At 65.9% G+C, this 20,461-nt stretch carries 21 protein-coding genes; 9 read left to right on the forward strand and 12 right to left on the reverse strand.

Annotation, left to right across the window (positions count from 1 at the left end):
* The first annotated feature begins 7 nt into the window (after positions 1-7).
* Together Q0799_RS11245 and Q0799_RS11250 are read left to right on the forward strand one after the other, a co-directional pair.
* Complete coding sequence (locus Q0799_RS11245) at positions 8-769, forward strand: SDR family NAD(P)-dependent oxidoreductase (protein ID WP_298398361.1); 762 nt, start codon at positions 8-10, stop codon at positions 767-769.
* A gap of 1 nt (position 770) precedes the next feature.
* Positions 771-1,193, forward strand: a complete 423-nt coding sequence (locus Q0799_RS11250; protein ID WP_298398362.1) for a nuclear transport factor 2 family protein — start codon at positions 771-773, stop codon at positions 1,191-1,193.
* A 1-nt stretch (position 1,194) separates the two neighbouring features.
* Here the strand turns inward: Q0799_RS11250 and Q0799_RS11255 are convergent, their stop codons facing one another.
* Positions 1,195-2,052 (reverse strand): mechanosensitive ion channel family protein, encoded by an 858-nt coding sequence (locus Q0799_RS11255; RefSeq protein ID WP_298398363.1) that lies wholly within the window; start codon positions 2,050-2,052, stop codon positions 1,195-1,197.
* A gap of 242 nt (positions 2,053-2,294) precedes the next feature.
* Here Q0799_RS11255 and ggpS point away from each other — a divergent pair, with 242 nt between their 5' ends.
* Positions 2,295-4,523, forward strand: coding sequence for a glucosylglycerol-phosphate synthase (ggpS, locus tag Q0799_RS11260; RefSeq protein WP_298398364.1), 2,229 nt, complete (start codon positions 2,295-2,297; stop codon positions 4,521-4,523).
* Here the strand turns inward: ggpS and Q0799_RS11265 are convergent.
* Positions 4,517-5,737: an MFS transporter gene (locus tag Q0799_RS11265; RefSeq protein ID WP_298398366.1), complete on the reverse strand. Its 1,221-nt coding sequence runs from the start codon at positions 5,735-5,737 to the stop codon at positions 4,517-4,519. The two genes, ggpS and Q0799_RS11265, sit on opposite strands and share 7 nt — an antisense overlap.
* Positions 5,738-5,855: 118 nt before the next feature.
* Between Q0799_RS11265 and Q0799_RS11270 the strand changes: the two genes are divergently transcribed.
* From Q0799_RS11270 to Q0799_RS11280, 3 genes are read left to right on the forward strand one after another with little or no spacing between them, the layout of a single operon-like run.
* Positions 5,856-6,752 carry a TRAP transporter TatT component family protein gene (locus Q0799_RS11270; protein ID WP_298398368.1) on the forward strand — a complete coding sequence of 299 codons (897 nt, stop codon included), beginning with the start codon at positions 5,856-5,858 and terminating at the stop codon, positions 6,750-6,752.
* A 12-nt stretch (positions 6,753-6,764) separates the two neighbouring features.
* Positions 6,765-7,772, forward strand: coding sequence for a TRAP transporter substrate-binding protein DctP (gene dctP / locus Q0799_RS11275; protein WP_298398370.1), 1,008 nt, complete (start codon positions 6,765-6,767; stop codon positions 7,770-7,772).
* Between the two features lie 3 nt (positions 7,773-7,775).
* Positions 7,776-9,602 (forward strand): TRAP transporter large permease subunit, encoded by a 1,827-nt coding sequence (locus Q0799_RS11280; RefSeq protein ID WP_298398372.1) that lies wholly within the window; start codon positions 7,776-7,778, stop codon positions 9,600-9,602.
* On the opposite strand, the gene Q0799_RS11285 is transcribed toward Q0799_RS11280, so the two are convergent.
* From Q0799_RS11285 to Q0799_RS11315, 7 genes are read right to left on the reverse strand one after another with little or no spacing between them, the layout of a single operon-like run.
* Complete coding sequence (locus tag Q0799_RS11285; protein WP_298398374.1) at positions 9,590-10,777, reverse strand: tetratricopeptide repeat protein; 1,188 nt, start codon at positions 10,775-10,777, stop codon at positions 9,590-9,592. The two genes, Q0799_RS11280 and Q0799_RS11285, sit on opposite strands and share 13 nt — an antisense overlap.
* Before the next feature lie 24 nt (positions 10,778-10,801).
* Complete coding sequence (locus tag Q0799_RS11290; RefSeq protein ID WP_366940782.1) at positions 10,802-12,490, reverse strand: NAD-binding protein; 1,689 nt, start codon at positions 12,488-12,490, stop codon at positions 10,802-10,804.
* A 13-nt stretch (positions 12,491-12,503) separates the two neighbouring features.
* Positions 12,504-12,887, reverse strand: a complete 384-nt coding sequence (locus tag Q0799_RS11295) for a DUF6394 family protein (RefSeq protein ID WP_298398376.1) — start codon at positions 12,885-12,887, stop codon at positions 12,504-12,506.
* A 33-nt stretch (positions 12,888-12,920) separates the two neighbouring features.
* Positions 12,921-13,580 carry a BON domain-containing protein gene (locus Q0799_RS11300; RefSeq protein WP_298398378.1) on the reverse strand — a complete coding sequence of 220 codons (660 nt, stop codon included), beginning with the start codon at positions 13,578-13,580 and terminating at the stop codon, positions 12,921-12,923.
* A 1-nt stretch (position 13,581) separates the two neighbouring features.
* The gene (locus Q0799_RS11305; RefSeq protein WP_298398380.1) at positions 13,582-14,172 is read right to left on the reverse strand and encodes a phosphoheptose isomerase; all 591 of its coding nucleotides are present in this window, start codon (positions 14,170-14,172) and stop codon (positions 13,582-13,584) included.
* Positions 14,173-14,211: 39 nt separating this feature from the next.
* Positions 14,212-14,577 carry an HIRAN domain-containing protein gene (locus Q0799_RS11310; protein WP_298398382.1) on the reverse strand — a complete coding sequence of 122 codons (366 nt, stop codon included), beginning with the start codon at positions 14,575-14,577 and terminating at the stop codon, positions 14,212-14,214.
* Positions 14,555-14,917, reverse strand: coding sequence for a YraN family protein (locus Q0799_RS11315; protein WP_298398384.1), 363 nt, complete (start codon positions 14,915-14,917; stop codon positions 14,555-14,557). The genes Q0799_RS11310 and Q0799_RS11315 overlap by 23 nt, the downstream gene beginning before the upstream one ends.
* An 8-nt stretch (positions 14,918-14,925) precedes the next feature.
* Here Q0799_RS11315 and rsmI point away from each other — a divergent pair, with 8 nt between their 5' ends.
* From rsmI to Q0799_RS11330, 3 genes are read left to right on the forward strand one after another with little or no spacing between them, the layout of a single operon-like run.
* The gene (gene rsmI, locus Q0799_RS11320; RefSeq protein WP_298398386.1) at positions 14,926-15,765 is read left to right on the forward strand and encodes a 16S rRNA (cytidine(1402)-2'-O)-methyltransferase; all 840 of its coding nucleotides are present in this window, start codon (positions 14,926-14,928) and stop codon (positions 15,763-15,765) included.
* Positions 15,766-15,793: 28 nt separating this feature from the next.
* Positions 15,794-16,825, forward strand: coding sequence for a dihydroorotase (gene pyrC, locus Q0799_RS11325; protein WP_298398388.1), 1,032 nt, complete (start codon positions 15,794-15,796; stop codon positions 16,823-16,825).
* Positions 16,826-16,836: 11 nt separating this feature from the next.
* Entirely contained in the window at positions 16,837-17,277 is a 441-nt protein-coding gene (locus Q0799_RS11330; RefSeq protein ID WP_298398390.1) for a hypothetical protein, read from the forward strand.
* Between the two features lie 6 nt (positions 17,278-17,283).
* Here the strand turns inward: Q0799_RS11330 and infA are convergent, their stop codons facing one another.
* The 3 genes from infA to leuA all read right to left on the reverse strand — a co-directional run bounded on the left by infA (position 17,284) and on the right by leuA (position 20,419).
* Positions 17,284-17,547: a translation initiation factor IF-1 gene (infA, locus tag Q0799_RS11335; protein WP_298398392.1), complete on the reverse strand. Its 264-nt coding sequence runs from the start codon at positions 17,545-17,547 to the stop codon at positions 17,284-17,286.
* A 13-nt stretch (positions 17,548-17,560) separates the two neighbouring features.
* Positions 17,561-18,460 carry a transglutaminase family protein gene (locus Q0799_RS11340; RefSeq protein ID WP_298398394.1) on the reverse strand — a complete coding sequence of 300 codons (900 nt, stop codon included), beginning with the start codon at positions 18,458-18,460 and terminating at the stop codon, positions 17,561-17,563.
* Positions 18,461-18,736: 276 nt separating this feature from the next.
* Positions 18,737-20,419, reverse strand: coding sequence for a 2-isopropylmalate synthase (leuA, locus tag Q0799_RS11345; protein WP_298398396.1), 1,683 nt, complete (start codon positions 20,417-20,419; stop codon positions 18,737-18,739).
* Between the last annotated feature and the right edge of the window lie 42 nt (positions 20,420-20,461).

Raw genomic sequence — 20,461 nt, forward strand, 5'->3', positions numbered from 1 at the left:
CCGCGATATGGCGCTCAATCCGCGTATTCGCGACTGGCAGGGCAAGCGGGTCTGGCTGCTTGGCGCCTCGACCGGCATCGGCGCCGCGCTGGCGCGGGCACTGGCGGCGCGCGGCGCCCGCCTGGCACTCAGCGGCCGGCGCGCCGAGGCACTGGCGGCGCTGGCCATCCCCAGCGCCCGCTGCCTGCCCTGTGATGTCACCGACGCCGCTGCCCTGGCCGCCGCCACTGCCGAGCTTTGCCGCGAGTGGGGTGGCATCGACCTGGTCGTTTATCTGGCCGGCGATTACGTACCGATGGGCGCCGACAACTTTGATCTGGCGACGGCCGAGCGTCTGATTGAAGTCAACTTCAATGGCGCCCTGCGCCTGACCGCCGTCGTCCTGCCCGAGCTGCGCCCGGGCGGCGGCATCGCCTTCGTCGCCAGCGTTGCCGGCTACCGCGGCCTGCCCAAGGCACTGGCTTACGGTCCGGGCAAGGCGGCGCTGATCCACTTCGCCGAATGCCTGCACCTCGACCTGGCGCCGCGCGGCATCGGCGTCTGGGCGATCAATCCGGGCTTCGTTGCCACCCGCCTGACGGCACAGAACGATTTCGCCATGCCGGCGCTGCTCACGCCGGAAGCGGCGGCGCAGGCGACGCTCGATGGCCTGGCCGGCGGCGCTTTCGAAATTCACTACCCGAAGCGCTTCACCCGCGTCCTCAAACTGCTCTCGCTGCTGCCCGACCGCTGGTATTTTCCCCTCATCCGTCGTTTCACCGGAGGCTGACATGAAGCTGGATGCCCTGATCGACTTCTACCATACGCTGACCCCCGAAACCGTCGGCCGCTTCACCGAGTTCTACGCCGACGACGCCTGGTTCAAGGACCCGTTCAACGAGGTGCGCGGCCTGCCGGCCATCGAACGCATCTTCCGCCACATGTTCACCCAGGTCGGCGAACCGCGCTTCGTCGTCACCGAAACCGTTGTCGACGCCGCCAGCGCCGTGCTGATCTGGGAATTTAGCTACCGCGTCCGGCTCTGGGGCAAAGGCGAGACGCAACTGATGCGCGGCGTCTCCCACCTCAAGTTCGACGCCGCCGGTAAGGTCAGCCACCACCGCGATTACTGGGACACCGGCGAGGAGTTGTACATGAAGCTGCCGCTGATGGGCGGCCTGTGGCGTGGCCTGCGCCGGATGCTGGCGGCCTGATTCAGGCGACGGCAGGTTTGCCGCCGTCGACCACCTTGACGTGCGGGAAGGGGATCTCGATGCCCAGTCGGTCGAAAGCCAGTTTGGCCCGGCGCAGGTATTCGCGGCGCACACCCCATTGCTCGCCGGGGGCGACCCGGAAGCGACCGCGGATGACGATGGACGAAGCGGCCCATTGGTCGACGCCGGCGATTTCCAGTGGCGCCAGTATCTTGCCGGCGTAATCCGGGTCGTTGCTCAATTCCTCGCCAATCTCCCGCATGGCAGAGATGACCTGATCCACATTTTCGCCGTAGCCGACGCCAAGATCGATCACCGCATGGGCGAAGCCCTGGCACATGTTGGTGACAACGGTGATCTGTCCGTTGGGGATGAAATGCACGTTGCCGCCGTAGTCGCGCAGGCGCAGGTAACGCAGGGTCAATTCCTCGACGGCGCCGATCTTGCCGCCGGCTTCGATGACGTCACCGATGCGGATCTGGTTTTCCAGCAGCAGGAAGAAGCCGGTGAAGTAGTCCTTGACCAGGCTCTGTGCGCCGAAACCGACGGCAATGCCGGCGACCCCGGCGGCACCAAGCAGCGGCGCGACCGAGATGCCGAGTTCGCCGAGTATCAGCAGACCGGTGACCACAGTCAGGATCACCGTCAGGGCGTAACGGAGTACGCGCGATAGCGTGCGCACCCGCTGCGCACCCTCAAGGTTTTCCTGGCGGCTGGCGATCAGTTCGCGGAATTTTGGCGCTGTGCGGTTGATCAGGTATTGAAAGAACAGGGCCAGCGTGAAGATGGTGGCAATCCGCAGCGGGGTGGCGAATTGCTGGAGCAGATTGTGTAGTGACCCCGGGTCGCTGGGCAGCATGTTGTTCTCCAGTTTGCTTGGTTTATTGGTTGATTTTCAAATCAAGTTTGCGTTGTTTAAATAGTCTGTCGTGCAAATTATATTTTGAATCATATAGATGGCTTGTTACAATGTTTGACGCGGCGGCAAATTACATTGATTGTCAATGTAATTTGTTCGTGTTGCACCCTGGGGTGCGACGGTTTTTTTGCTGTTGATGTCCTGTGGTTTCGCCGCTCCGGGGGGCGTCCGGGAGTGACGCAATGCTATTGGCCACCGACCTTGACGGAACCTTTCTCGGCGGTTCGGCGGAACACCGCCAGACCCTTTATCAACTGATTGCCGGCAGCCAGGACATCCAGCTGGTGTTTGTCACCGGGCGCGGGCTGGAGGCGGTGATGCCGCTGCTCGCCGACCCGCTGGTGCCGACACCCGACTACATCATCTGCGATGTCGGCGGCACCATTGTCGAAGGCGCTTCGCTGCAGCCGGTGCAGCCGTTGCAGGCCGATATCGATCTGCGCTGGCCCGGTGAACGGGCGGTCGCCGAGGCGATGGCGCGGTTTCCCGAGCTGGAGCGCCAGGAAGTACCGCAGCAGCGGCGCTGTTCCTATTTCTGTCACCAGGATGCGGTGACGCCGCAACTGGTCGAAGCGGCGCGCGCGCTTGATTGCGAAGTCCTCTATTCGGCCAGCCGCTATCTCGACCTGTTGCCAGCCGGCGTGAACAAGGGCAGCAGCCTGCGCGCGCTGGTCGCCCAGCTTGGCGTTGCCGATGATCAGGTGCTGGTAGCCGGTGACACGCTCAACGATCTGGCAATGTACGAAGCCGGTTTCCAGGGCGTCTGCGTCGGCGATTCGGAACCGGCCCTGCTGGCGGCCACCGCCGATCTGCCGAAGACGCTGCACGCCAGCGAGCCAGGATGCGGCGGCATTCTGGAAGCGATTGTCCATTTCTCGCTGCTCCAGCCGGGCTATCTCGACGCGGCGACGGTCAGTGCTGAGCGCGGTCCGGCCGAACTGGTCATGGTCTATCACCGCCTGCCCTACGAGGAGCACCGGATCAACGGGCGCATCGTGCAGCGCCGGCCGAAATCGCCTAACGGCATCATTCCCACCCTGTTGTCCTTTTTCGGGGCGGGGCGGCGCGGTTCCTGGGTTGCCTGGAGTATCCACGACGAAGCGAACGACCCGCCGTTCGAGGTGCATACCACCGTCGATGCCAAGGCCTATCCGGGTCTGCTGGCGGCGCGGGTGGCCTTGAGCAAGGACGAGGTCGACGTCTTCTACAAGCGTTTTTCCAAGGAAGCCTTCTGGCCGACGCTGCATACCTTCTGGGAGCGGGCCGTGTTCCGCGAGGAAGACTGGCAGGTATTTCTCGCCGTAAACCGCAAGTTTGCCGAGCGGGCCGCGGCCGAAGCGGCCGAGGGGGCGACCATCTGGCTGCACGACTACAACCTGTGGATGGTGCCGGCGGTGCTGCGCGAGCTGCGCCCGGATGTGAAGATCGCTTTCTTCCACCACACCTATTTCCCGTCGGCCGATGCCTTCAACGTTCTGCCCTGGCGCCGCGAAATCGTCGGCAGCCTGCTGCAGTGTGACTACATCGGCTTTCACATTCCGCGTCAGGCGGAGAACTTCGTCGACGTTGCATCCGGCGTCGCCTCGCTGCAGATCATCGAGCGTCGGGCCTGCGCGCCGCGCTACCTGACCTATGGCTGCGCCGTCGGGCTGGAGACGATGACCACGCGGATCGAGGTGCATGGCCGGCAGATTGGCCTGGGGGCGCATCCGGTCGGGCTTGATCTCAATCGTATCCGGCAGTCGCTGCAACATCCCAAGACGCCGGGGCGGCGGGCGGCGATCCGCAACGAATTTGCCGGCAAGCGTCTGGTGCTGTCGGTCGAGCGGCTTGACTACACCAAGGGCACGCTGGAGAAGATCCGGGCGTTTGGCGACCTGCTCGAACGCAATCCGGAAATGCGTGGCAAGGTCTCGCTGGTCGTCGTCTGCGTGCCGGCGGCCAAGGAAATGACCATCTACGACGAACTACAGGTGCAGATCGAACAGGCGGTCGGCCGGGTCAACGGTCAATACGCCGAAGTCGGCTGGTCGCCGATCCGCTTCTTCTTCCGGCCGCTGCCCTTCGAGGAAGTGGTCGCCTGGTATGCGGAAAGCGACGTGATGTGGATCACCCCGCTACGCGACGGCCTCAACCTGGTGTGCAAGGAATATGTCGCCACCCAGGGCCAGACCGACGGGCGCGGTGTGCTGGTGCTGTCGGAGTTCGCCGGTGCGGCCGCCGAACTGCACGGCGCCCTGCTGACCAATCCGCACGACCCGGCCGACTTGCGCGAGCGTCTGCGCCAGGCCATCGAAATGGACCCGGTCGAACGCGATTCGCGCCTGCGCGGTCTGAACGAAATCGTCTGTCACAACGACATCGACCGCTGGGGGAAGGAGTTCCTTGAGGCGGTCGGCAGCGTTCAGTGAGCTTCCGGTTCCAGCATCTCGATGACGGCCGGCGAGGTTCGCACCATCGGCGTCATCGGCGTCTGATGTTCGACATCGGCCGGGGCCCTGGCCGATAGCCACCAGGCGGTGCCGGCCAGCAGGCACTGGGTGGCGATGAACCAGGCCGGCAGCGCCGACGGGCCGAAGTGATGCATCAGCGTCCCGGCGAGGAAGGGGCTGATGCTGGCGCCGACGCCGTGCAGCAGCAACAGGCTGGCGCAGCCGGCGATGATCTCCGGTTTTTCCAGACGGTCCATCATGCGGGCGACGGCCAGCGGGTACATGGCAAAGGCGAAGCCGCCATAGACAAAAACCGCCAGCAGTATCCAGCCCAGGCCGTGCGCCGACGCCAGTAGCAGACCACCGGCGAGCACGGCGGCGATCAGCGCGATGATGCTGATCACGTGGCCGCGATCCAGGTGGTTGGTGACGATGCCGATCGGCCATTGGAAAGCCGCGCCGCCGATGATGGCGACAGTCATGAACCAGGCGACGCCGTTGTGGCCGAGGCCGCTGGTATCGGCCCAGACCGGCGCCAGGCCCCAGAAGGCGCCTTGGGCGAAACCGGAGAGCAGGCCGGCGGCGCAGGCAACCGGCGCGCGGTCAAAGAGCGTGCGCAGGGCGATGCCATGAACTTCCTCGACCACCGGCTGGGCCAGTCGTGTTGCCGCGACCGGCATCACGGCAGCGCAGATCGACAGCGCCGCCAGCGCGAACAGCACGTGCCCGGCCGGGTCGCTCCAGTGCAGCAACTGCTGCGCCAGCGCCAGAGAACCGAGATTGACCGCCATGTAGGTGGCGAAGATGCGGCTGCGCTGGGCGGGCGCCGCATGGCTGTTGAGCCAGCTTTCGATGGTCGTGTACAGGCCGACCATCCCCATCCCGGTGATCAGGCGCAGCAGCCCCCACACCCAGGGATTGGCGACCAGTTCGTGGAGCAAGGCGGCGCAGGCGATGGCGGCGGTGAAGAAGGCGAAGGCGCGGACATGGCCGACGCGACGGATCATCATCGGCCCGAGATAAGTGCCGGCCAGGAAGCCGACGAAGTACATGGCGCCGATGCTGCCCAGCGTCTGGCTGTCGAAGCCTTCGATGCCGCCGCGCACTGCGAGCAGCGTGCCGAGCAGGCCGCTGCCGAGCAGCAGCAGGGCGACACCGAGGAGCAGGGCGGTGAGGGGGAAAATCTGGGTCATCGCGGCCGGGGGTGAGGCAAGGCCTTCATTGTGCCCCGGATCGGCGGCGAATTGCCGGATGGGTACGCATTGTTACAGTGGTAACGGCGCCGTAACATCGCCCGGCTAAGCTGCCGGGATGATCATCGCCGCCCGTTCCCTGCCGCTGACCTGCCTCTGCCTGCTGGCGGCGATTGCCCTGAGCGCCTGTTCGCCGCGCGCGCTGGTCATCAACAGTCTGGCCGACGAACTCGCCGGGCAAAGCCAGGGGGCGGAAAACGACCCCGAACTGGCGCGCGATGCTGCACCCTTTTATCTCAAGCTGTCCGAAGCCGTGCTCGCGCAACAGCCCGGCCACGCCGCGCTGGCCGAAGGCCTGGCCGCGCGCATGACCGAATACGCCTACGCTTTCGTCGCTTTCGAGGCCGACCGCGTCGAGCGCGACGATCTGGCTGCTGCCGAGCATCTGCGCCGCCGCGCCGCCGGTCTCTACCAGCGGGCCAGCCGGCACGCATTGCGCGCGCTGGAGATTCGCCATCCCGGCTTTGCTGTAGCGCTGGCCGATCCGTCGGCTAACGTGACGCTGGCGGCAAGCGATGCCGGCCTCGCCTACTGGGCTGCTGCCGCCTGGGGCAGCTGGATCGCCTTGGCCAAGGACGACCCCGAAATCGTTGCCGACCTGCCGCTGGTCGTCCGCCTCGCCGCCGTGGCCGAGGCCGCCGACCCCGACTGGGGCAACGGCGCCCTGACCAGCCTGCGGGCGACGCTGGAAGCGGCGCGTCCGGGCGGTGACCGGGCCCAAGCGGTGCGCTGGTTCGACGCCGCCATCGCGCGGGCGGCCGGTGGCAGCGCCGCCGTGTTCGTCGCCAAGGCGGAGAGCATTGCCCTGCCGGCGGGCCAGCGCGAAAACTTTGAAACCCTCTTGCGCCAGGCGCTGGCGGTGCGCGACACGGCCGGCAGTCCGCTGACGCTGCAAAACGAAGTCATGCGCCGCCGCGCGGCCTGGCTGCTCGAACAGGCGCCCGACCTGTTCTGATCCGGAGAAATCATGAAGAAACTGTTTGCCGTCCTCTGTCTGGGGAGTCTGATCTCGCTGCTGGCGCCTGTCGCTTCCGCCCAGGAACAGCAATTGCGCATCGGCACGCTGGCGCCGAAGAATTCGCTCTACCACCGCCAGTTGATGGGCCTGGGCGAAGCCTGGCGCAAGGCCCAGGGCGGCGGTCGCTACCTGGTCTATCCCGACGGTAGTCAGGGCGGCGAGACCGACATGGTGCGGCGCATGCGCATCGGCCAGTTGCAGGGAGCGCTGATGTCGGTGGTCGGCCTGCGCGAGATCGAGCCGTCGATTGCCGCGTTGCAGGCGATGCCGCTGATGTTCCGCAGCTGGGAAGAGGTCGATTACGTGCGCGAGAAGATGCGCCCGGCGATGGAGAAGAAATTCCTCGACCAGGGTTTCGTCGTGCTCGCCTGGGGCGACGCCGGCTGGGTGCGCTTCTTCTCGAAGAAGCCGGCGCGCCATCCCGACGACTACAAGTCGATGAAGTTCTTTGCCTGGGGCGGTGAATCCGAACAGCAGGAAATCATGAAGCGCCTCGGCTACACGCCGGTGCCGCTGGAAACCGCCGACATCCTGCCGGCGATCCAGACCGGGATGATCGACGCCGTCCCGTCCACGCCCTATTTCGCGCTGGCGACGCAGATCTACAACACCGCCGGCAACATGCTCGACCTCAACTGGGCGCCCATCGTCGGCGCGCTGATCGTCACCAAGAAGTCGTGGGACGCGATGAGCCCGGCTACCCAGCAGGCGGTGCGCGAAGCCGGCGCCAAGGCCGGTGCCGAAATCCGTGCCCAGGCGCGCAAGGAAGTCGACGAGGCGGTGGCGGCGATGCAGAAACGCGGGCTGACCGTGAATACCCCCGATGCCGCCCAGATGCAGGCCTGGAACGCGCTGGCCGAACGCCTCTACCCGCAGATTCGCGGTCGCCTGGTGCCGGCGGCGACTTTCGACGAGGTGGTCGGGCATCTCAAGGACTTCCGTGCCGGCAAGCGCTGAGCGATGAAGGCGCTCGCTCGTCTGGCGTCATTCGACGCCGTGCTCGCGGCGGCCGCGCTGGCGCTGATGCTGGCCCTGCCGCTGGTCGAGATCGTCCTGCGGCCGCTGTTCGGTGTCGGCATCGCCAACGCGCCGTCCTTCGTCCAGCACGCCGGGCTGGTGCTGGCCATGTTCGGCGCCCTGGTTGCCGAGCGCGGCAATCATCTGACTTCGCTCGGCGCCGGTTTCGCCGCCGCCCGCGACGCCCGCCTGCGCCGCTGGGCCGGGCGTTACGCCCGCGCTGGCTCGGCCGTGCTTTGCGGCATGCTGGCGCAGGCCAGTGCGACCTTTGTCCTGGCCGAGATGGAGATGCCGCGCGACATCGCTCACGGTATTGTCGGCTGGTGGTTCATGCTCGCCATGCCGCTGGGTTTCCTGCTGCTCGGCGCCCGTTTCGGCTGGCGCCTGGAGGCTGACCTGCCATGGCGGATCGCCGCGCTATTGGCGCTGCCGGCCCTCGGCTGGTTGTTTGCCCAGCAGTACGACGGCGAGATGCTCGCCCTGTGGCCCTTCGCCATTGGCCTGCTGCTCCTGTTGTTGTGCGGGGGGCCGGTGTTCACCGTGCTCGGTGGGCTGGCGCTGGCCCTGTTCTGGAGCGAGGGTCAGCCGCTGGCGGCGGTGCCGCTCAGTCATTACCAGATCACGGTGAATCCCTCGCTGCCGGCCTTGCCGCTGTTCACCCTGGCCGGCCTGGTGTTTGCCCGCACCGGTGCCGCTGCCCGCCTCGGCGCGCTATTTACCGCACTATTCGGCGGTGGCGTGCTCGGCACGGCGCTGGCCGCCGCTGTACTCTGTTCCTGCTTCACCGCGCTGACCGGCGGCAGCGGCGTGACCATCCTGGCGCTCGGCGGCCTGTTGCTGCCGCTGCTGATGAAAGCGGGTTTTCCGGAGCGCCGCGGCATCGGTCTGGTGACCAGTGCCAGCGCGCTGGGCGTGCTGCTGGCGCCGTCGGTGCCGCTGATCATGTACGCGATCATCGCCCGCGTGCCGATCAATACCATGTTCCTGGCCGGCATCCTGCCGGCGCTGGTGATGATCTTCTTCCTGCTGGTCGTTGGCGGCTTCCTGCGCCGTGGCGAACAGACGGTGGTGGCGCCGCCGTCGCGCCCCGACTTCGCTGCCGCCCGCCGCGCCGCCTGGGCGGCCAAGTGGGAAATCCTGGCGCCGGTGGTGGCGGTCGGTTCGCTGGTCGGCGGTTTTGCCACGCCGACCGAGAGCGCAGCACTGACGGCGGCCTATGCCTTGCTGACGCAATCGCTGCTGCACCGCGAGATCGATTTTCGCGGCGTGCTGCGCGCGCTGGTCGATTGCGCGCAGGTGATCGGCGGCATCATGCTGATCCTCGGCATGGCGCTGGGGCTGACCAATTTCCTGGTCGATGCCGGCATCCCGGACCGCGCCATCGACTGGGTGCAGTCGGTGCTGCCCAACAAATGGACCTTCCTGATCGCGCTCAACCTGTTCCTGCTGCTGGCCGGTGCGCTGATGGAAATCTACGCCGCCATCGTCGTTCTGGTGCCACTGCTGCTGCCGATCGCGCTGGCCTACGGCATCGACCCGGTGCATTTCGGCATCATCTTCCTGGCCAACCTGGAACTCGCCTACCTGACGCCGCCGTCGGGCATGAACCTCTACTTCTCGTCGGCGATGTTCGGCAAGTCGCTGCGCGAGGTGGCGGTGTCGGTGCTGCCGGCGGCGCTGGCGATCTTTCTCGGCGTGCTGACCATCTCGCTGTTGCCTTTCCTGAGCACGCTGCTGCCGGAACTCGTGCTCGGGTTTCAGGCCAGATAAACGTAGAGCGCGGGAATGGGGCGCTCCTGGTCGTAGCGCAAGGGGTGGATGCTCAGGTCCTGGACGCGGAAGCCGTGTTTTTCGGCCAGCCGGCGGATGTAGGTCTCGCTATGGTGATAGCGCAGACAGGGTTGCAAGGCGAAACCGTCGGCCGCGGCCAGTTGCTCGACGGTGAAGGCAAAACAGCCGCCCGGCTTGAGCAGCCGACGGATGGCCGCGAAGCTGCCGTCGAGGTCGCCCACGTAACTGAAGACATCGGCCGCGATGAACAGGTCGGCCGCTTCCTGCCTGGCAGCGAGAAATGCGTTCAGTTCACTTTGCTCGAGTCGGCGGTAGATGTTGCGGGCACGCGCCTGTTCGAGCATGGCGCCGGACAGGTCCACGCCGTCGATGTGATCGACCAGCGGCAGCAGTTGTTCGCCGCACAGGCCGGTGCCGCAGCCGAGATCTACGGCCACCGGGTAGCGCTTGCCGGCGCGCAGCAGCGGCTCGGTCAGCGTGCGGTGGCCCTGGTAACGCAGGCTGCCCAGCAGATGTTGCTGGAAATCGTCGGCGTAGTCGTCGAACAGCGCCTGTACATAGCTTGCCGGTGGTGTTGTCGGTTGCGCTGCCGTGCTGACCGAAGCCAGGTAGTAGCGGTTGAGTTCGTTGTCGCCGCCATGGGCGATGGCCTTGCGAAATGCTTCGGCCGCTTCCTCGTAACGGCCGATTTCCCGCAACAAACTTCCGCGCGTACTCCAGGCTTCGGCGTGTCCGGGGGCGGCGGCCAGACACTTGTCTACGGCGGTCAGAGCGCCGGCATGATTCCCGGAGCGCCCGAAACACTGGCTGCACAGCAACCACAGATCGGGGGGCTGTCCGGTCGCCAGCCCTTTTTCCAGAGCCCTGGCGGCAGCGTCCCAGTGCCCCAGGGCCTCCTCGCAAATGCCGAGTTGAACGAGTGCCTCAAGGTTTTCGGGCTCCTGGCCGACGATGGCCTGCAACAGTTCGCGGGCGGCGGCGAATTCGCCCAGGCGGAAATGGGTGGCGGCCAGATTGACCATGACGGAAAGCCTGCCCGGTGCGAGTTCAAGCGCAGCGAGAAAGGCGTTGCGGGCGCTTATGTCCCGGCCGGCTTCAAACTCGGCAATGCCGTGCAGGAAGTGCTCGCGGGCTTGTGACAAGGTGTCGTTCATGGCGGGGCGTGCTGGTGGCGAAAGTTATCGGATGCCGGCGATCTTTTCCCACAACCAGCTGCCCGAATGGGTCTTGCCGTCGAGTACGTAGTCGATCTCGTTGGCGTTCTGCAGCGTCAGCTTGAGGCGGTTGAGGGTGGTCAGCGAACTGGCGAACAGCAACTGGTCGCCGGCGGCCAGCTCGAAATCGCCGTCCGGCAGCAGGTGAATCCGGTCGCTGCGCTCGACCAGCAGCGGGATGGCGGGCAATTGCCGGCTGCGGTCGCTGTCGTCGCGCAGGATTTCGGCCAGGGTAAAGGCCCGGCCGCGCATCAGCGACAATCGGGCGGCTGGGGCTTCCGAGGCGTTCAGGCGGATGCTCCAGACGGTCGGGGTCAAGCCGTTGCACAGGGTTTGCAGGCGTTCGACCAGGGCGTGGCACCAGCTTTCGTCGCGCCTGCCCAGTTCGTCGAGGAAGCGGGCGAGCAGGGGCGTGGTCAGGATGGCGATGCACTCGTGGGCGACGATGTGGCTCGGCACCATCGCGAACTCCGGGCCGTAGGCCTGGAACAGCGCGCTGTTGGCCACCTGGTTCTGGCGGGTGACGACGAACAGATCGGGCTTGAGTTCGGTCGCGGTGACGGCGATCGACAGGTTATTCACGTCGTTGTCGCTGCCGGCGATGATGCCGGAGGCGTCGGCAATGCCGGCGGCGATCAGCGTTCCGGCTTCGGTGCCGTCGCCGACGATGCGTTCGTCGCCGCCGGGTGCGGTCGGGTCGATGATGCTCAGGCGGATGCCGGCGGCCTGCAGGCGTTGGGCGACGGCCTGGCCGAAGCGGCCGTAGCCGCACAGGATCCAGTGACCGCGTGGTGGACGGTGCGGGGCCGGGATCGGCGAGTCCGGCAGGCTGGTCAGCAGTTCGATCAGGCGGAAGCGTTCCGGCGCGGCGACCGCCAGTGCTAGGTGATCGGCGAAGCGCTCGAAGGGATTGATGATGTGGTCGGTGTTGAATGACGCCATGTTGGCGGTCACCGACGGGCTGCGCGCGCGGGCGATGATCGGCAGTTTGGGCGCGAGCAGGTGGACGGCGATGGCAATGGCCAGGTTGGCCTGTTCGTCGTTGGTGACCGCCAGCACGCCACGGCATTTCGGGTGCTGCAGGCCGGCCAGCAACAGGTTGTCGGGCAGACTGGCGTCGGCGGCCAGCGCCGGGGTGTCGGTCTTGAAATCGAGCAGGTCGAGCTCCTCGACGCGCAGTTCGTCCTTTTCCAGCACCACGAAGGCCTGGCCGAGGCGGTCGAAGTTGCGGCAGATCAGCCCGCCGGTCTCGCCGCAACCGCAGACCAGGTAGAAGGGTTCCTTGAGCCGGCGGACGCGGCGCTGGAAGCGGCTGGCGGTCAGCGTGTTCTGGAAGCCCTTGTCCTGAAGCAGGGCGATCAGTGTGATCAGCGCATACGACCAGCCGACCACCGACAGGTAGATGCAAACGATGACCCACAGTCGCTGGGCGTCGGAGAAGGCATTCGGGATTTCACCGAAACCGATGGTCGTCGCCGTGTAGCTGATGAAGTAGAAGGCGTGGAAGAAGGACAGCGGTGGCGCCGGGTTGCCGTCGCCGTCGACGCCGGGGACCAGCGTCAGGCCGAAGACCGAGATCGCGTAGAGAACGATCAGCAGGATGATCGGCGCACGCATGCGCCGCAGGACCAGGAAGAAGGTGCTGTTGACCACCGTCGGCTCCGCGTCAGCGGCGCAGCATCACGGTTTCGACAATCAGCAGGATGACCGACACGACGTTGGCGAACAGCGCGCCGCCGGACAGCGAGACGACGCTGGACGTGACCGAGGCGGTCATGCCCTCGCCGGTGACATGCACGGCAACCGCCCAGGTGACGGCGGCGGCGATCAGTTGCAGGTCGGCGACCAGGCTGGTGGCCAGGTGGATGGCGCCGATCTGCGTGCGATCGCCGAACTTGAGCGCGGTGGCGATCAGGCTGACGACCAGTGCGGCCGCCAGTTCATAGACGTGATGCAGTTCCGGGCGGTCGATGTCGCCGAGGAAAAAACCGAAGTTCAGGGTCGCCGCGAGGACGATGAAAAAACCGAAAACGACCTTTTCCAGATTCATTTTGACCTTCCCTTGTCGTCGGTGGCGAAAGAATCAGCGTTTTTCGACCGGTGCCGCCTGGTTCGGCGGCGCCTGGCGGGCGCCCAGGGCTTGGGCGTCGAGGCGGCGGATTTCGTCGTCGGCGAGCACTTCCAGGATGTTGACCACCTTGCGCACGCCGGCCGTGGTGCGGGCGACCGAAATCGCCACCTTGGCCTCGCGCTCGTTGACCACGCCCATCAGGTAGGTGGCACCACGTTCGGTGACGACCTTGATGTGGTTGGCCGAAACCTGGTTGCTGTCGACCAGGCGGGCCTTGACCTTGGAGTCGATGAAGGAATCATTGCTGCGCTGGGGCAGCGTCGATGCCGGGGCGATCACCAGTTCGTTGTACACCTCGCGGACGCCGTCGAGCTTGCGGGCTTCCGCTTCGATGGCCGACTTCGCATCCTCGTTGGGGACTTCGCCGGTGATCAGCAGGCGACGGTTGTACGACGTGAAATTGACCCGCGACTGTGCCTTGTACTGTTCGGGAATGCGGCCACGAGCCCGCCATTCGGTGGTTTCGTCGTCGGCCTGGGTGCCGGTGGTGCGCCGGTCGTGGATGCTCATCACGCCCACGGCGGCGCCGGCGACGACGGCCGGGAAGCAGCCCTGCAGGGTCGGGACGGCCAGGGCAAGGAGGATCAGGGAAAGGCTGAGGCGGTTTTTCATGTCATTCGACTCCAAGTAGCAGTGCGTCGATACCGTCGCACAGGCAGTGGATGATCAGAAGATGCGTTTCCTGGATGCGCGCGGTGCGGTCGGCGGGGACGCACAGATGGATGTCGTCGTCGCGCAGCATGTCGCCGATCTCGCCGCCGCCCTTGCCGGTCAGCGCGATGATGCGCATGTCGTGTTCGTGGGCGGCCTTGATCGCTTCGATGACGTTGCCGGAATTGCCGGAGGTCGAGATGGCCAGCAGCACGTCGCCGGCGTGGCCGAGGGCGCGGACCTGGCGGGAAAAGACGTGGGCGAAGCCGTAATCGTTGCCGACCGCGGTCAGGATGGACGAGTCTGTGGTCAGGGCGATGGCCGCCAGTTCCTGGCGCTCGGCCTCGAAACGGCCGACCAGTTCGGCGGCAAAATGCTGGGCGTCGGCGGCCGAGCCGCCATTGCCGCACGCCAGGATCTTGCTGCCGTTGAGCAGGCAGCCGGTCATCGTTTCGATGGCGGCGGCAATCGGTGCCGACATCGCATCGACGGCATTGAGCTTGGTCTGGGCGCTGTCTTCGAAATGCTGGGCGACGCGGGCAATCAAATCCATGGAACGGGGTCTTCGTGGAGGGGAGTGCATGATTCTACATCACAGCTCGAGATAGACCTCGACGATGACGCGCCGCCATGGGTCGGGGTGTTCGGTCAGGCCCGCGACGCGCCCGCGCAGGCGCTCGCCCTTGTCCATCGCTGCCGACAGCGCCCGGTTCTGGACCCGGGGGAGATAGCCAAGCTGGTGGCCCTGCCAGTCGACGCGGATGGCGCGGGCATCGTGGCGGTTGTCGGCTTCGCGGACCAGGTCCAGTTCGTCGCCGACGCGGATCTGCGACCAGAAGGCGCCGAGCGCGTAGTACTGACTGCCGGCCAGCGGCGAGGCCTGAATCAGCAGGCGGATGGACTGTGCTTCGGCGCTGACCAGCCAGAGTGCGAGACTAAGCGTCGCCAGTAAACGCATCGCGTAGCCATTCCAGACGTTCGCCATCGATCAGCACGCAGTCGAAGCGGCAGGCGCAATCGCCCCGCCAGGCCAGCCAGTGGCGGGCGGCGAGCACGATGCGGCGCTGCTTGGCGGCGGTGATGCTGGCGCCGGCGCCGCCGAAATCGCTGCGGCTGCGCTGGCGGACTTCGACGAAGACCAGGGTTGCGCGGTCGCGCATGATCAGGTCGATCTCGCCGCCGCGCACCCGGAAATTGCGCGCGACGAGGCGCAGGCCGCAGCCTTCGAGATACGTCGCGGCCTGCGTTTCGGCTTCGCGACCGCGCGCCACGGTGGTATCGTTGGTTTTTGTCCGCATCGCTGAAAATGACAAATGAATTGATTGCGGCATTGTACGTCGTGCCGACGCCGCTGGGAAATCTCGCCGACCTGACCCGCCGGGCCGAGGACGTCCTGCGCGCCGTGCCCTGGGTCGCCTGCGAGGACACCCGGCATAGTGCACCGCTGCTCAAGCAGCTCGGCGCCCGCGCCAGAACCCTGCCGGCGCACCAGCACAACGAACACGAAGCGGCCGCCCGCATCGTCGACAAGCTGCAGGCCGGCGAAGCCGTTGCGCTGATCTCCGACGCCGGTACGCCGGGCATCTCCGACCCCGGCGCGCGCATCGTCGCCGCCGTCCGTGCTGCCGGTTGCCAGGTCGTGCCTTTGCCCGGCGCCTGCGCGGCAACCACTGCGCTGTCCGCTGCCGGCCTGACCGACGAGCACTTCCTGTTCTACGGCTTCCTGCCGAGCAAGGCCGGGCAGCGCCGGCAGGCGCTTGAAGCGCTGGCGGGGCATCCCTACGCGTTGGTGTTTTACGAGGCGCCGCACCGCGTGCTCGACACCGTCGCCGAGATGGCGGAAGTATTTGGCGAACGCACGCTGGTGGTCGCCCGCGAACTGACCAAGCTGTTTGAAAACATCGATGCCCTGCCGCTGAACGGCGCGCTCGAATGGTTCAAGGCCGACCCCAACCGCCAGCGCGGCGAGTTCGTCCTGATCGTTTCCGGCGCGCCCGCCGATGCCGCCAGCGGCGAGGGCGAGCGCGTACTCAAGCTGCTGCTCGACGAAGGCCTGGGCACCAAGCAGGCGGCCAAGCTGGCGGCAGCGATCAGCGGTGAGGCGAAGAATGCGCTGTACGAGCGCGCCCTGGCGCTGAAAAGCTAGAATTGCGGAAATTCACGAGAGAGACCCCATGCAAATCACCATCACCCGCCCCGACGACTGGCACCTCCACCTGCGCGACGGCGAAGCGCTGGCCGCCGTGCTGCCCCATACCGCCCGCCAGTTCGGCCGGGCCATCGTCATGCCCAACCTCAAGCCGCCGGTGACGACGGTCGAGTTGGCAGCCGCCTACCGTGACCGCATCCTGGCCGCACTGCCGGCCGGCATGGCTTTCGAGCCGCTGATGACGCTTTACCTCACCGACAACATGCAGCCGGCGGAAATCGCCAAGGCGGCGGCGTCCGGTTTCGTCAAGGCGGTCAAGCTGTATCCGGCCGGTGCGACGACCAATTCCGATGCCGGTCTGACCGACATCCGCAAGGCCGATGCGACGCTCGCCGAAATGGAGCGCGTCGGTCTGCCGCTACTGGTGCATGGCGAAGTCACCGATCCGGCGGTCGACCTGTTCGACCGCGAGAAGGTCTTCATCGACACCGTGCTGTTGCCGCTGACGCAGCGTTTTCCGAAGCTGAAGGTGGTGATGGAGCACATCACCACCAAGGACGCCGCCGAATTCGTGGCCTCGTCCGCGGCCAACGTCGCGGCGACGATCACCGCCCACCACCTGCTCTACAACCGCAACGCCATCTTCCAGGGCGGCGTGCGCCCGCACTGGTACTGCCTGCCGGTACTCAAGCGCGAGACGCATCGCGAGGCACTGGTGGCGGCGGCGATTTCCGGCAATCCGAAATTCTTCCTCGGTACCGATTCGGCGCCGCACGCCAAGGGTGCCAAGGAAGCCGCCTGCGGCTGTGCCGGCTGCTACACGGCCTACGCCGCCATCGAACTGTATGCCGAGGCCTTCGAGAATGCCGGGGCGCTCGACAAGCTGGAAGCTTTTGCCAGCTTCAACGGTCCGGACTGGTACGGCCTGCCGCGCAATACCGACACCGTCACCTTGATGAAGGAGACATGGACGGTGCCGGCGAGCTATCCTTATGTCTCGACCGACGACATCGTCCCGCTGCGTGCGGGTGAGTCGCTGACCTGGAAAATGCGCTGAGGAAAAAGATCATGCGTCTGCGTGCCCTGCTCACCCTGCTGCTGGCCATCCCCCTGCTGAGTGCCTGTGTGGATGACCGCGCGGCGATGGACATCGACGGCACGCGTGAGCATTACCTGGCGCTGGTCCGTGAGCAGCCGCTGTTCTGGGACAAGAAGGTCAATCTCTGGCTGGTCGTCTCGCGCATGCCGGCCTGCCTGCGCCGGCACAGCCTGGGGGCCGGGACCGAGAACACGCGCGTGGAAATCTGGCAGGTGCCGTCGGGGGCTTTCATCGCCAAGGTCGGCAAGCGCATGTATGCGACCGAGTCGCAGACCTGTACGGCCTGGGCGCGACTCGACGAGGAGCCGGCAGAGGGGATGGGCGAGTTGCGCGGTGTTTTCCGTGTGCGCAACGGCGAACTCGTCTTTGCTGCCGAAACGCCCGAGGCGTCGGCCGGCAACGACGAGTAATCCCGCTCAGTGACGGCGGCGCGGGGGCGGCGGCGTGCTGCCGCTGCGCGTTTCCAGGTGACGGAAGGTGATCCGGCCCTTGGTCAGGTCGTAGGGTGACAGCTCCAGACTGACCTTGTCGCCGAGCAGGATGCGGATGTGGTGCTTCTTCATCTTGCCGGCGGTGTAGGCGACCATCTTGTGGCCGTTATCCAGCAGCACGCGATAGCGCCCGTCGGGCAGGACGTCTTCGACGACGCCCATCATTTCGAGTAGTTCTTCCTTGGCCATATGTGCTGCTCCTTCAGTGATTGATCGGGGAATTTGCTTGCCAGTCGACCGTGGCATCGGTGGACAGGGCGTCGGAACGGCGGCGCGGCATTTCCCACGGGCGTCCGTTTTCGGTGATGGCGCTGACCGAGATCAGCGGTGGCGGCGAGCTGACGCTGCCGAAAATGGTGGCGTAGGACACGTCGGCGGCATCGCGGCCGGTGCCGATGCGGACGAAACCCATCGGAATCGCGGTCCCTGACGGGTCGAAGATGTACCAGCGGTTGTCGAGGAAGACCTCGACGTAGGCGTGGAAGTCGGTCGGCCCAAGCGCCGGGTCGGCACCGTAGTCGATGCCGGTGGTGAAACGTGCCGGGATGCTCAGCGCCCGGCAGATCGCGATCATCAGATGGGCGAAGTCGCGGCAGACGCCGACGCGGTCTACCAGGGTGTCGACAGCCGAGGTCGTCGAACTGCTGGTGGCCGAGCGGAAGGCGACATGGCGGTTGACCCAGTTGCAGATGGCCTCGACCCGGCGATAACCCTTGGGCAGGTGGCCGAATTCGGTCATGGCCAGCGTTGCCAGTCGATCCGACTGGCAATAGCGGCTGGGGTAGATGTAGGTCAGGGCCGACAGCGGCAGGCGGTCGATGGGCGTTTCGGGAATTTCGTCCGGATTGCCGATGTGCTGGTCGATGTCGAGGATGGCCCGGTAGGCGACGTGCAGCGGGCCGGCGGCCACGTTGAGGCGCATGAAGCGCGCGCAGGTCTGCGGCTCGGTCTGGATCGCCGGGATGATCTGCGGATTGATCTGCAGGGTTTCGCTGACGATGTGCTGACTGGCGGTCTGGGCGGCGTGGATGTTGAAAACGAAATCGGCGCCGGGGGAGTTCAGTGCGTAGTTGAGGTCGATCGCAAACTGTATGCGAACCATGCAATTCCAGGGTGAGCGGCGCGTCGCGCAGGCCGGGTCAGGCTACGGAAACGGGCGGTGGGACGGCGCTATGCAACGGAGAAATGTGCGGTTCGGCTTGCCGGGATCGCGGTGGGCGAGGGCGGCATGGGGGACGGCATCTGGCGCGGCAGAACGATGGCGGTGACGCCTGGATGGCGTCGATAAGAGGCTGCATCTTACGCCGTGAACCGGGTGTTGGCAAGAAAAACCCGGAAATTCAGGCGCTTGCCGAAAATCCGGCAAGCGCCCGGGCGATCAGGCGGCGGCGTCGAGGGCGTTGACGCCGAGCCGGTTGATGCCGCTGATCAGGGCCTTGATCGAGGCGGTGACGATGTTGCCGTCGATGCCGGCGCCGTAACATTCGCCGCGGCCGCTGGCGGCCATTTCGATGAAGGCGCAGGCGCGGGCGTTGCCGTCCTCGCCCATCGGCACCATCGAGCGCTCCTCGTAGCTGCGCACCTGGGCCTGGATGCCAGCGCTTGCCAGGGCGTGCATTGCCGCGTTGATCGGGCCGTTGCCCTCGCCGCTGAGCACGTGCGTGGTGCCGCCGATGTCGACAGTGAGGCGGATGCCCTGTTGCGAGCCGTGCTCGAACAGGTGGTGCTCGCGGTAGCGGATGCTGTCACCGGCGTCGAGGTAGGTCCGGGCGAAGAGTTGCCAGATGTCGTCGGCGCTCACTTCGCCGCCATGCGTGTCGGTGTGCTTCTGGACGACGCCGGAGAACTCGACCTGGAGGCGGCGTGGCATGACGATGCCGTGCTCGGTTTCCATCAGGTAGGCGATGCCGCCCTTGCCCGACTGGCTGTTGACGCGGATGACCGAGTCGTAGGAACGGCCGACGTCTGCCGGGTCGATCGGGAGATAGGGCACTGACCAGGTCTCATCCGCCTTTTGAGCGGCAAACCCCTTCTTGATGGCATCCTGGTGGGAGCCGGAGAAGGCCGTGAAAACGAGATCCCCGACGTATGGGTGGCGCGGATGGATCGGGAGCTGGGTGCAGTGTTCGTAAGTGCGGGCGACGGCGTTGATGTCGGAAAAGTCGAGCTGCGGATCGACGCCCTGGGTGTGCATGTTGAGTGCGAGCGTCACGAGATCGACGTTGCCGGTGCGCTCGCCATTGCCGAAGAGGCAGCCCTCGACGCGGTCGGCGCCGGCCATGAGCCCCAATTCGGCGGCGGCGACGGCGGTGCCGCGGTCGTTGTGCGGATGCAGGCTGATGATCACGCTGTCGCGGCGTTCGAGGTTGCGGTGCATCCACTCGATCTGGTCGGCGTAGATGTTCGGCGTGGCGATTTCGACCGTGGTCGGGAGATTGAGGATGACCTTGTTGTCCGGCGTCGCGCCCCAGGCGGCGGTGACCGCGTCGCAGACTTCCTTGGCGAAGTCGAGTTCGGTGGCGGTGAACAATTCCGGGCTGTATTCGAGGGTGATCTTCGTTTCCGGCATCTCGGCAGCGAGCGACTTGATCAACTTGACCGCATCGACCGCCATGGTCACCACTTCGGCCTTGCTCATGCCGAAGACGAAGTCGCGGAAGCTCGGGCAGGTGGCGTTGTAGACATGGACGATGGCCTGCTTGGCCCCCTTCAAGGATTCGAAGGTGCGGCGGATGAGGTGCTCGCGCGCCTGGGTGAGGACTTCGATGGTGACGTTGTCGGGGATGTGCTTTTCCTCGATGAGCCGGCGGACGAAGCCGAATTCGGTCTCGGAGGCCGACGGGAAGGCGATCTCGATCTGCTTGAAGCCGATCCGGCAGAGCGTCTTGAACATCTGCATCTTCTTGTCGGCGTTCATCGGCTCGAACAAGGCCTGGTTACCGTCGCGCAGGTCGGTGCTCATCCACACCGGCGCCTTGTCGATGACGCGGTTCGGCCACTGGCGGTCGGTGAGTCCGACCGGCGGGAAAGCGGTGTACTTGGACGATTTTTGCTGCGACATGGGGCGGCTCCGGAAAACTGTTGCGATGGCGAAATATTAAGC

This window comes from uncultured Azonexus sp. (assembly GCF_937982035.1).
In the GTDB taxonomy this organism is placed as follows: Bacteria; Pseudomonadota; Gammaproteobacteria; order Burkholderiales; family Rhodocyclaceae; genus Azonexus.

Excerpts from the sequence above, each read along its gene's own strand:
- Q0799_RS11245 (WP_298398361.1), top strand. The coding sequence starts at position 8 with ATGGCGCTCAATCCGCGTATTCGCGACTGGCAGGGCAAGCGGGTCTGG.
- Q0799_RS11250 (WP_298398362.1), top strand. The coding sequence starts at position 771 with ATGAAGCTGGATGCCCTGATCGACTTCTACCATACGCTGACCCCCGAA.
- Q0799_RS11255 (WP_298398363.1), bottom strand. The coding sequence starts at position 2,052 with ATGCTGCCCAGCGACCCGGGGTCACTACACAATCTGCTCCAGCAATTC.
- ggpS (WP_298398364.1), top strand. The coding sequence starts at position 2,295 with ATGCTATTGGCCACCGACCTTGACGGAACCTTTCTCGGCGGTTCGGCG.
- Q0799_RS11265 (WP_298398366.1), bottom strand. The coding sequence starts at position 5,737 with ATGACCCAGATTTTCCCCCTCACCGCCCTGCTCCTCGGTGTCGCCCTG.
- Q0799_RS11270 (WP_298398368.1), top strand. The coding sequence starts at position 5,856 with ATGATCATCGCCGCCCGTTCCCTGCCGCTGACCTGCCTCTGCCTGCTG.
- dctP (WP_298398370.1), top strand. The coding sequence starts at position 6,765 with ATGAAGAAACTGTTTGCCGTCCTCTGTCTGGGGAGTCTGATCTCGCTG.
- Q0799_RS11280 (WP_298398372.1), top strand. The coding sequence starts at position 7,776 with ATGAAGGCGCTCGCTCGTCTGGCGTCATTCGACGCCGTGCTCGCGGCG.
- Q0799_RS11285 (WP_298398374.1), bottom strand. The coding sequence starts at position 10,777 with ATGAACGACACCTTGTCACAAGCCCGCGAGCACTTCCTGCACGGCATT.
- Q0799_RS11295 (WP_298398376.1), bottom strand. The coding sequence starts at position 12,887 with ATGAATCTGGAAAAGGTCGTTTTCGGTTTTTTCATCGTCCTCGCGGCG.
- Q0799_RS11300 (WP_298398378.1), bottom strand. The coding sequence starts at position 13,580 with ATGAAAAACCGCCTCAGCCTTTCCCTGATCCTCCTTGCCCTGGCCGTC.
- Q0799_RS11305 (WP_298398380.1), bottom strand. The coding sequence starts at position 14,172 with ATGGATTTGATTGCCCGCGTCGCCCAGCATTTCGAAGACAGCGCCCAG.
- Q0799_RS11310 (WP_298398382.1), bottom strand. The coding sequence starts at position 14,577 with ATGCGTTTACTGGCGACGCTTAGTCTCGCACTCTGGCTGGTCAGCGCC.
- Q0799_RS11315 (WP_298398384.1), bottom strand. The coding sequence starts at position 14,917 with ATGCGGACAAAAACCAACGATACCACCGTGGCGCGCGGTCGCGAAGCC.
- rsmI (WP_298398386.1), top strand. The coding sequence starts at position 14,926 with ATGACAAATGAATTGATTGCGGCATTGTACGTCGTGCCGACGCCGCTG.
- pyrC (WP_298398388.1), top strand. The coding sequence starts at position 15,794 with ATGCAAATCACCATCACCCGCCCCGACGACTGGCACCTCCACCTGCGC.
- Q0799_RS11330 (WP_298398390.1), top strand. The coding sequence starts at position 16,837 with ATGCGTCTGCGTGCCCTGCTCACCCTGCTGCTGGCCATCCCCCTGCTG.
- infA (WP_298398392.1), bottom strand. The coding sequence starts at position 17,547 with ATGGCCAAGGAAGAACTACTCGAAATGATGGGCGTCGTCGAAGACGTC.
- Q0799_RS11340 (WP_298398394.1), bottom strand. The coding sequence starts at position 18,460 with ATGGTTCGCATACAGTTTGCGATCGACCTCAACTACGCACTGAACTCC.
- leuA (WP_298398396.1), bottom strand. The coding sequence starts at position 20,419 with ATGTCGCAGCAAAAATCGTCCAAGTACACCGCTTTCCCGCCGGTCGGA.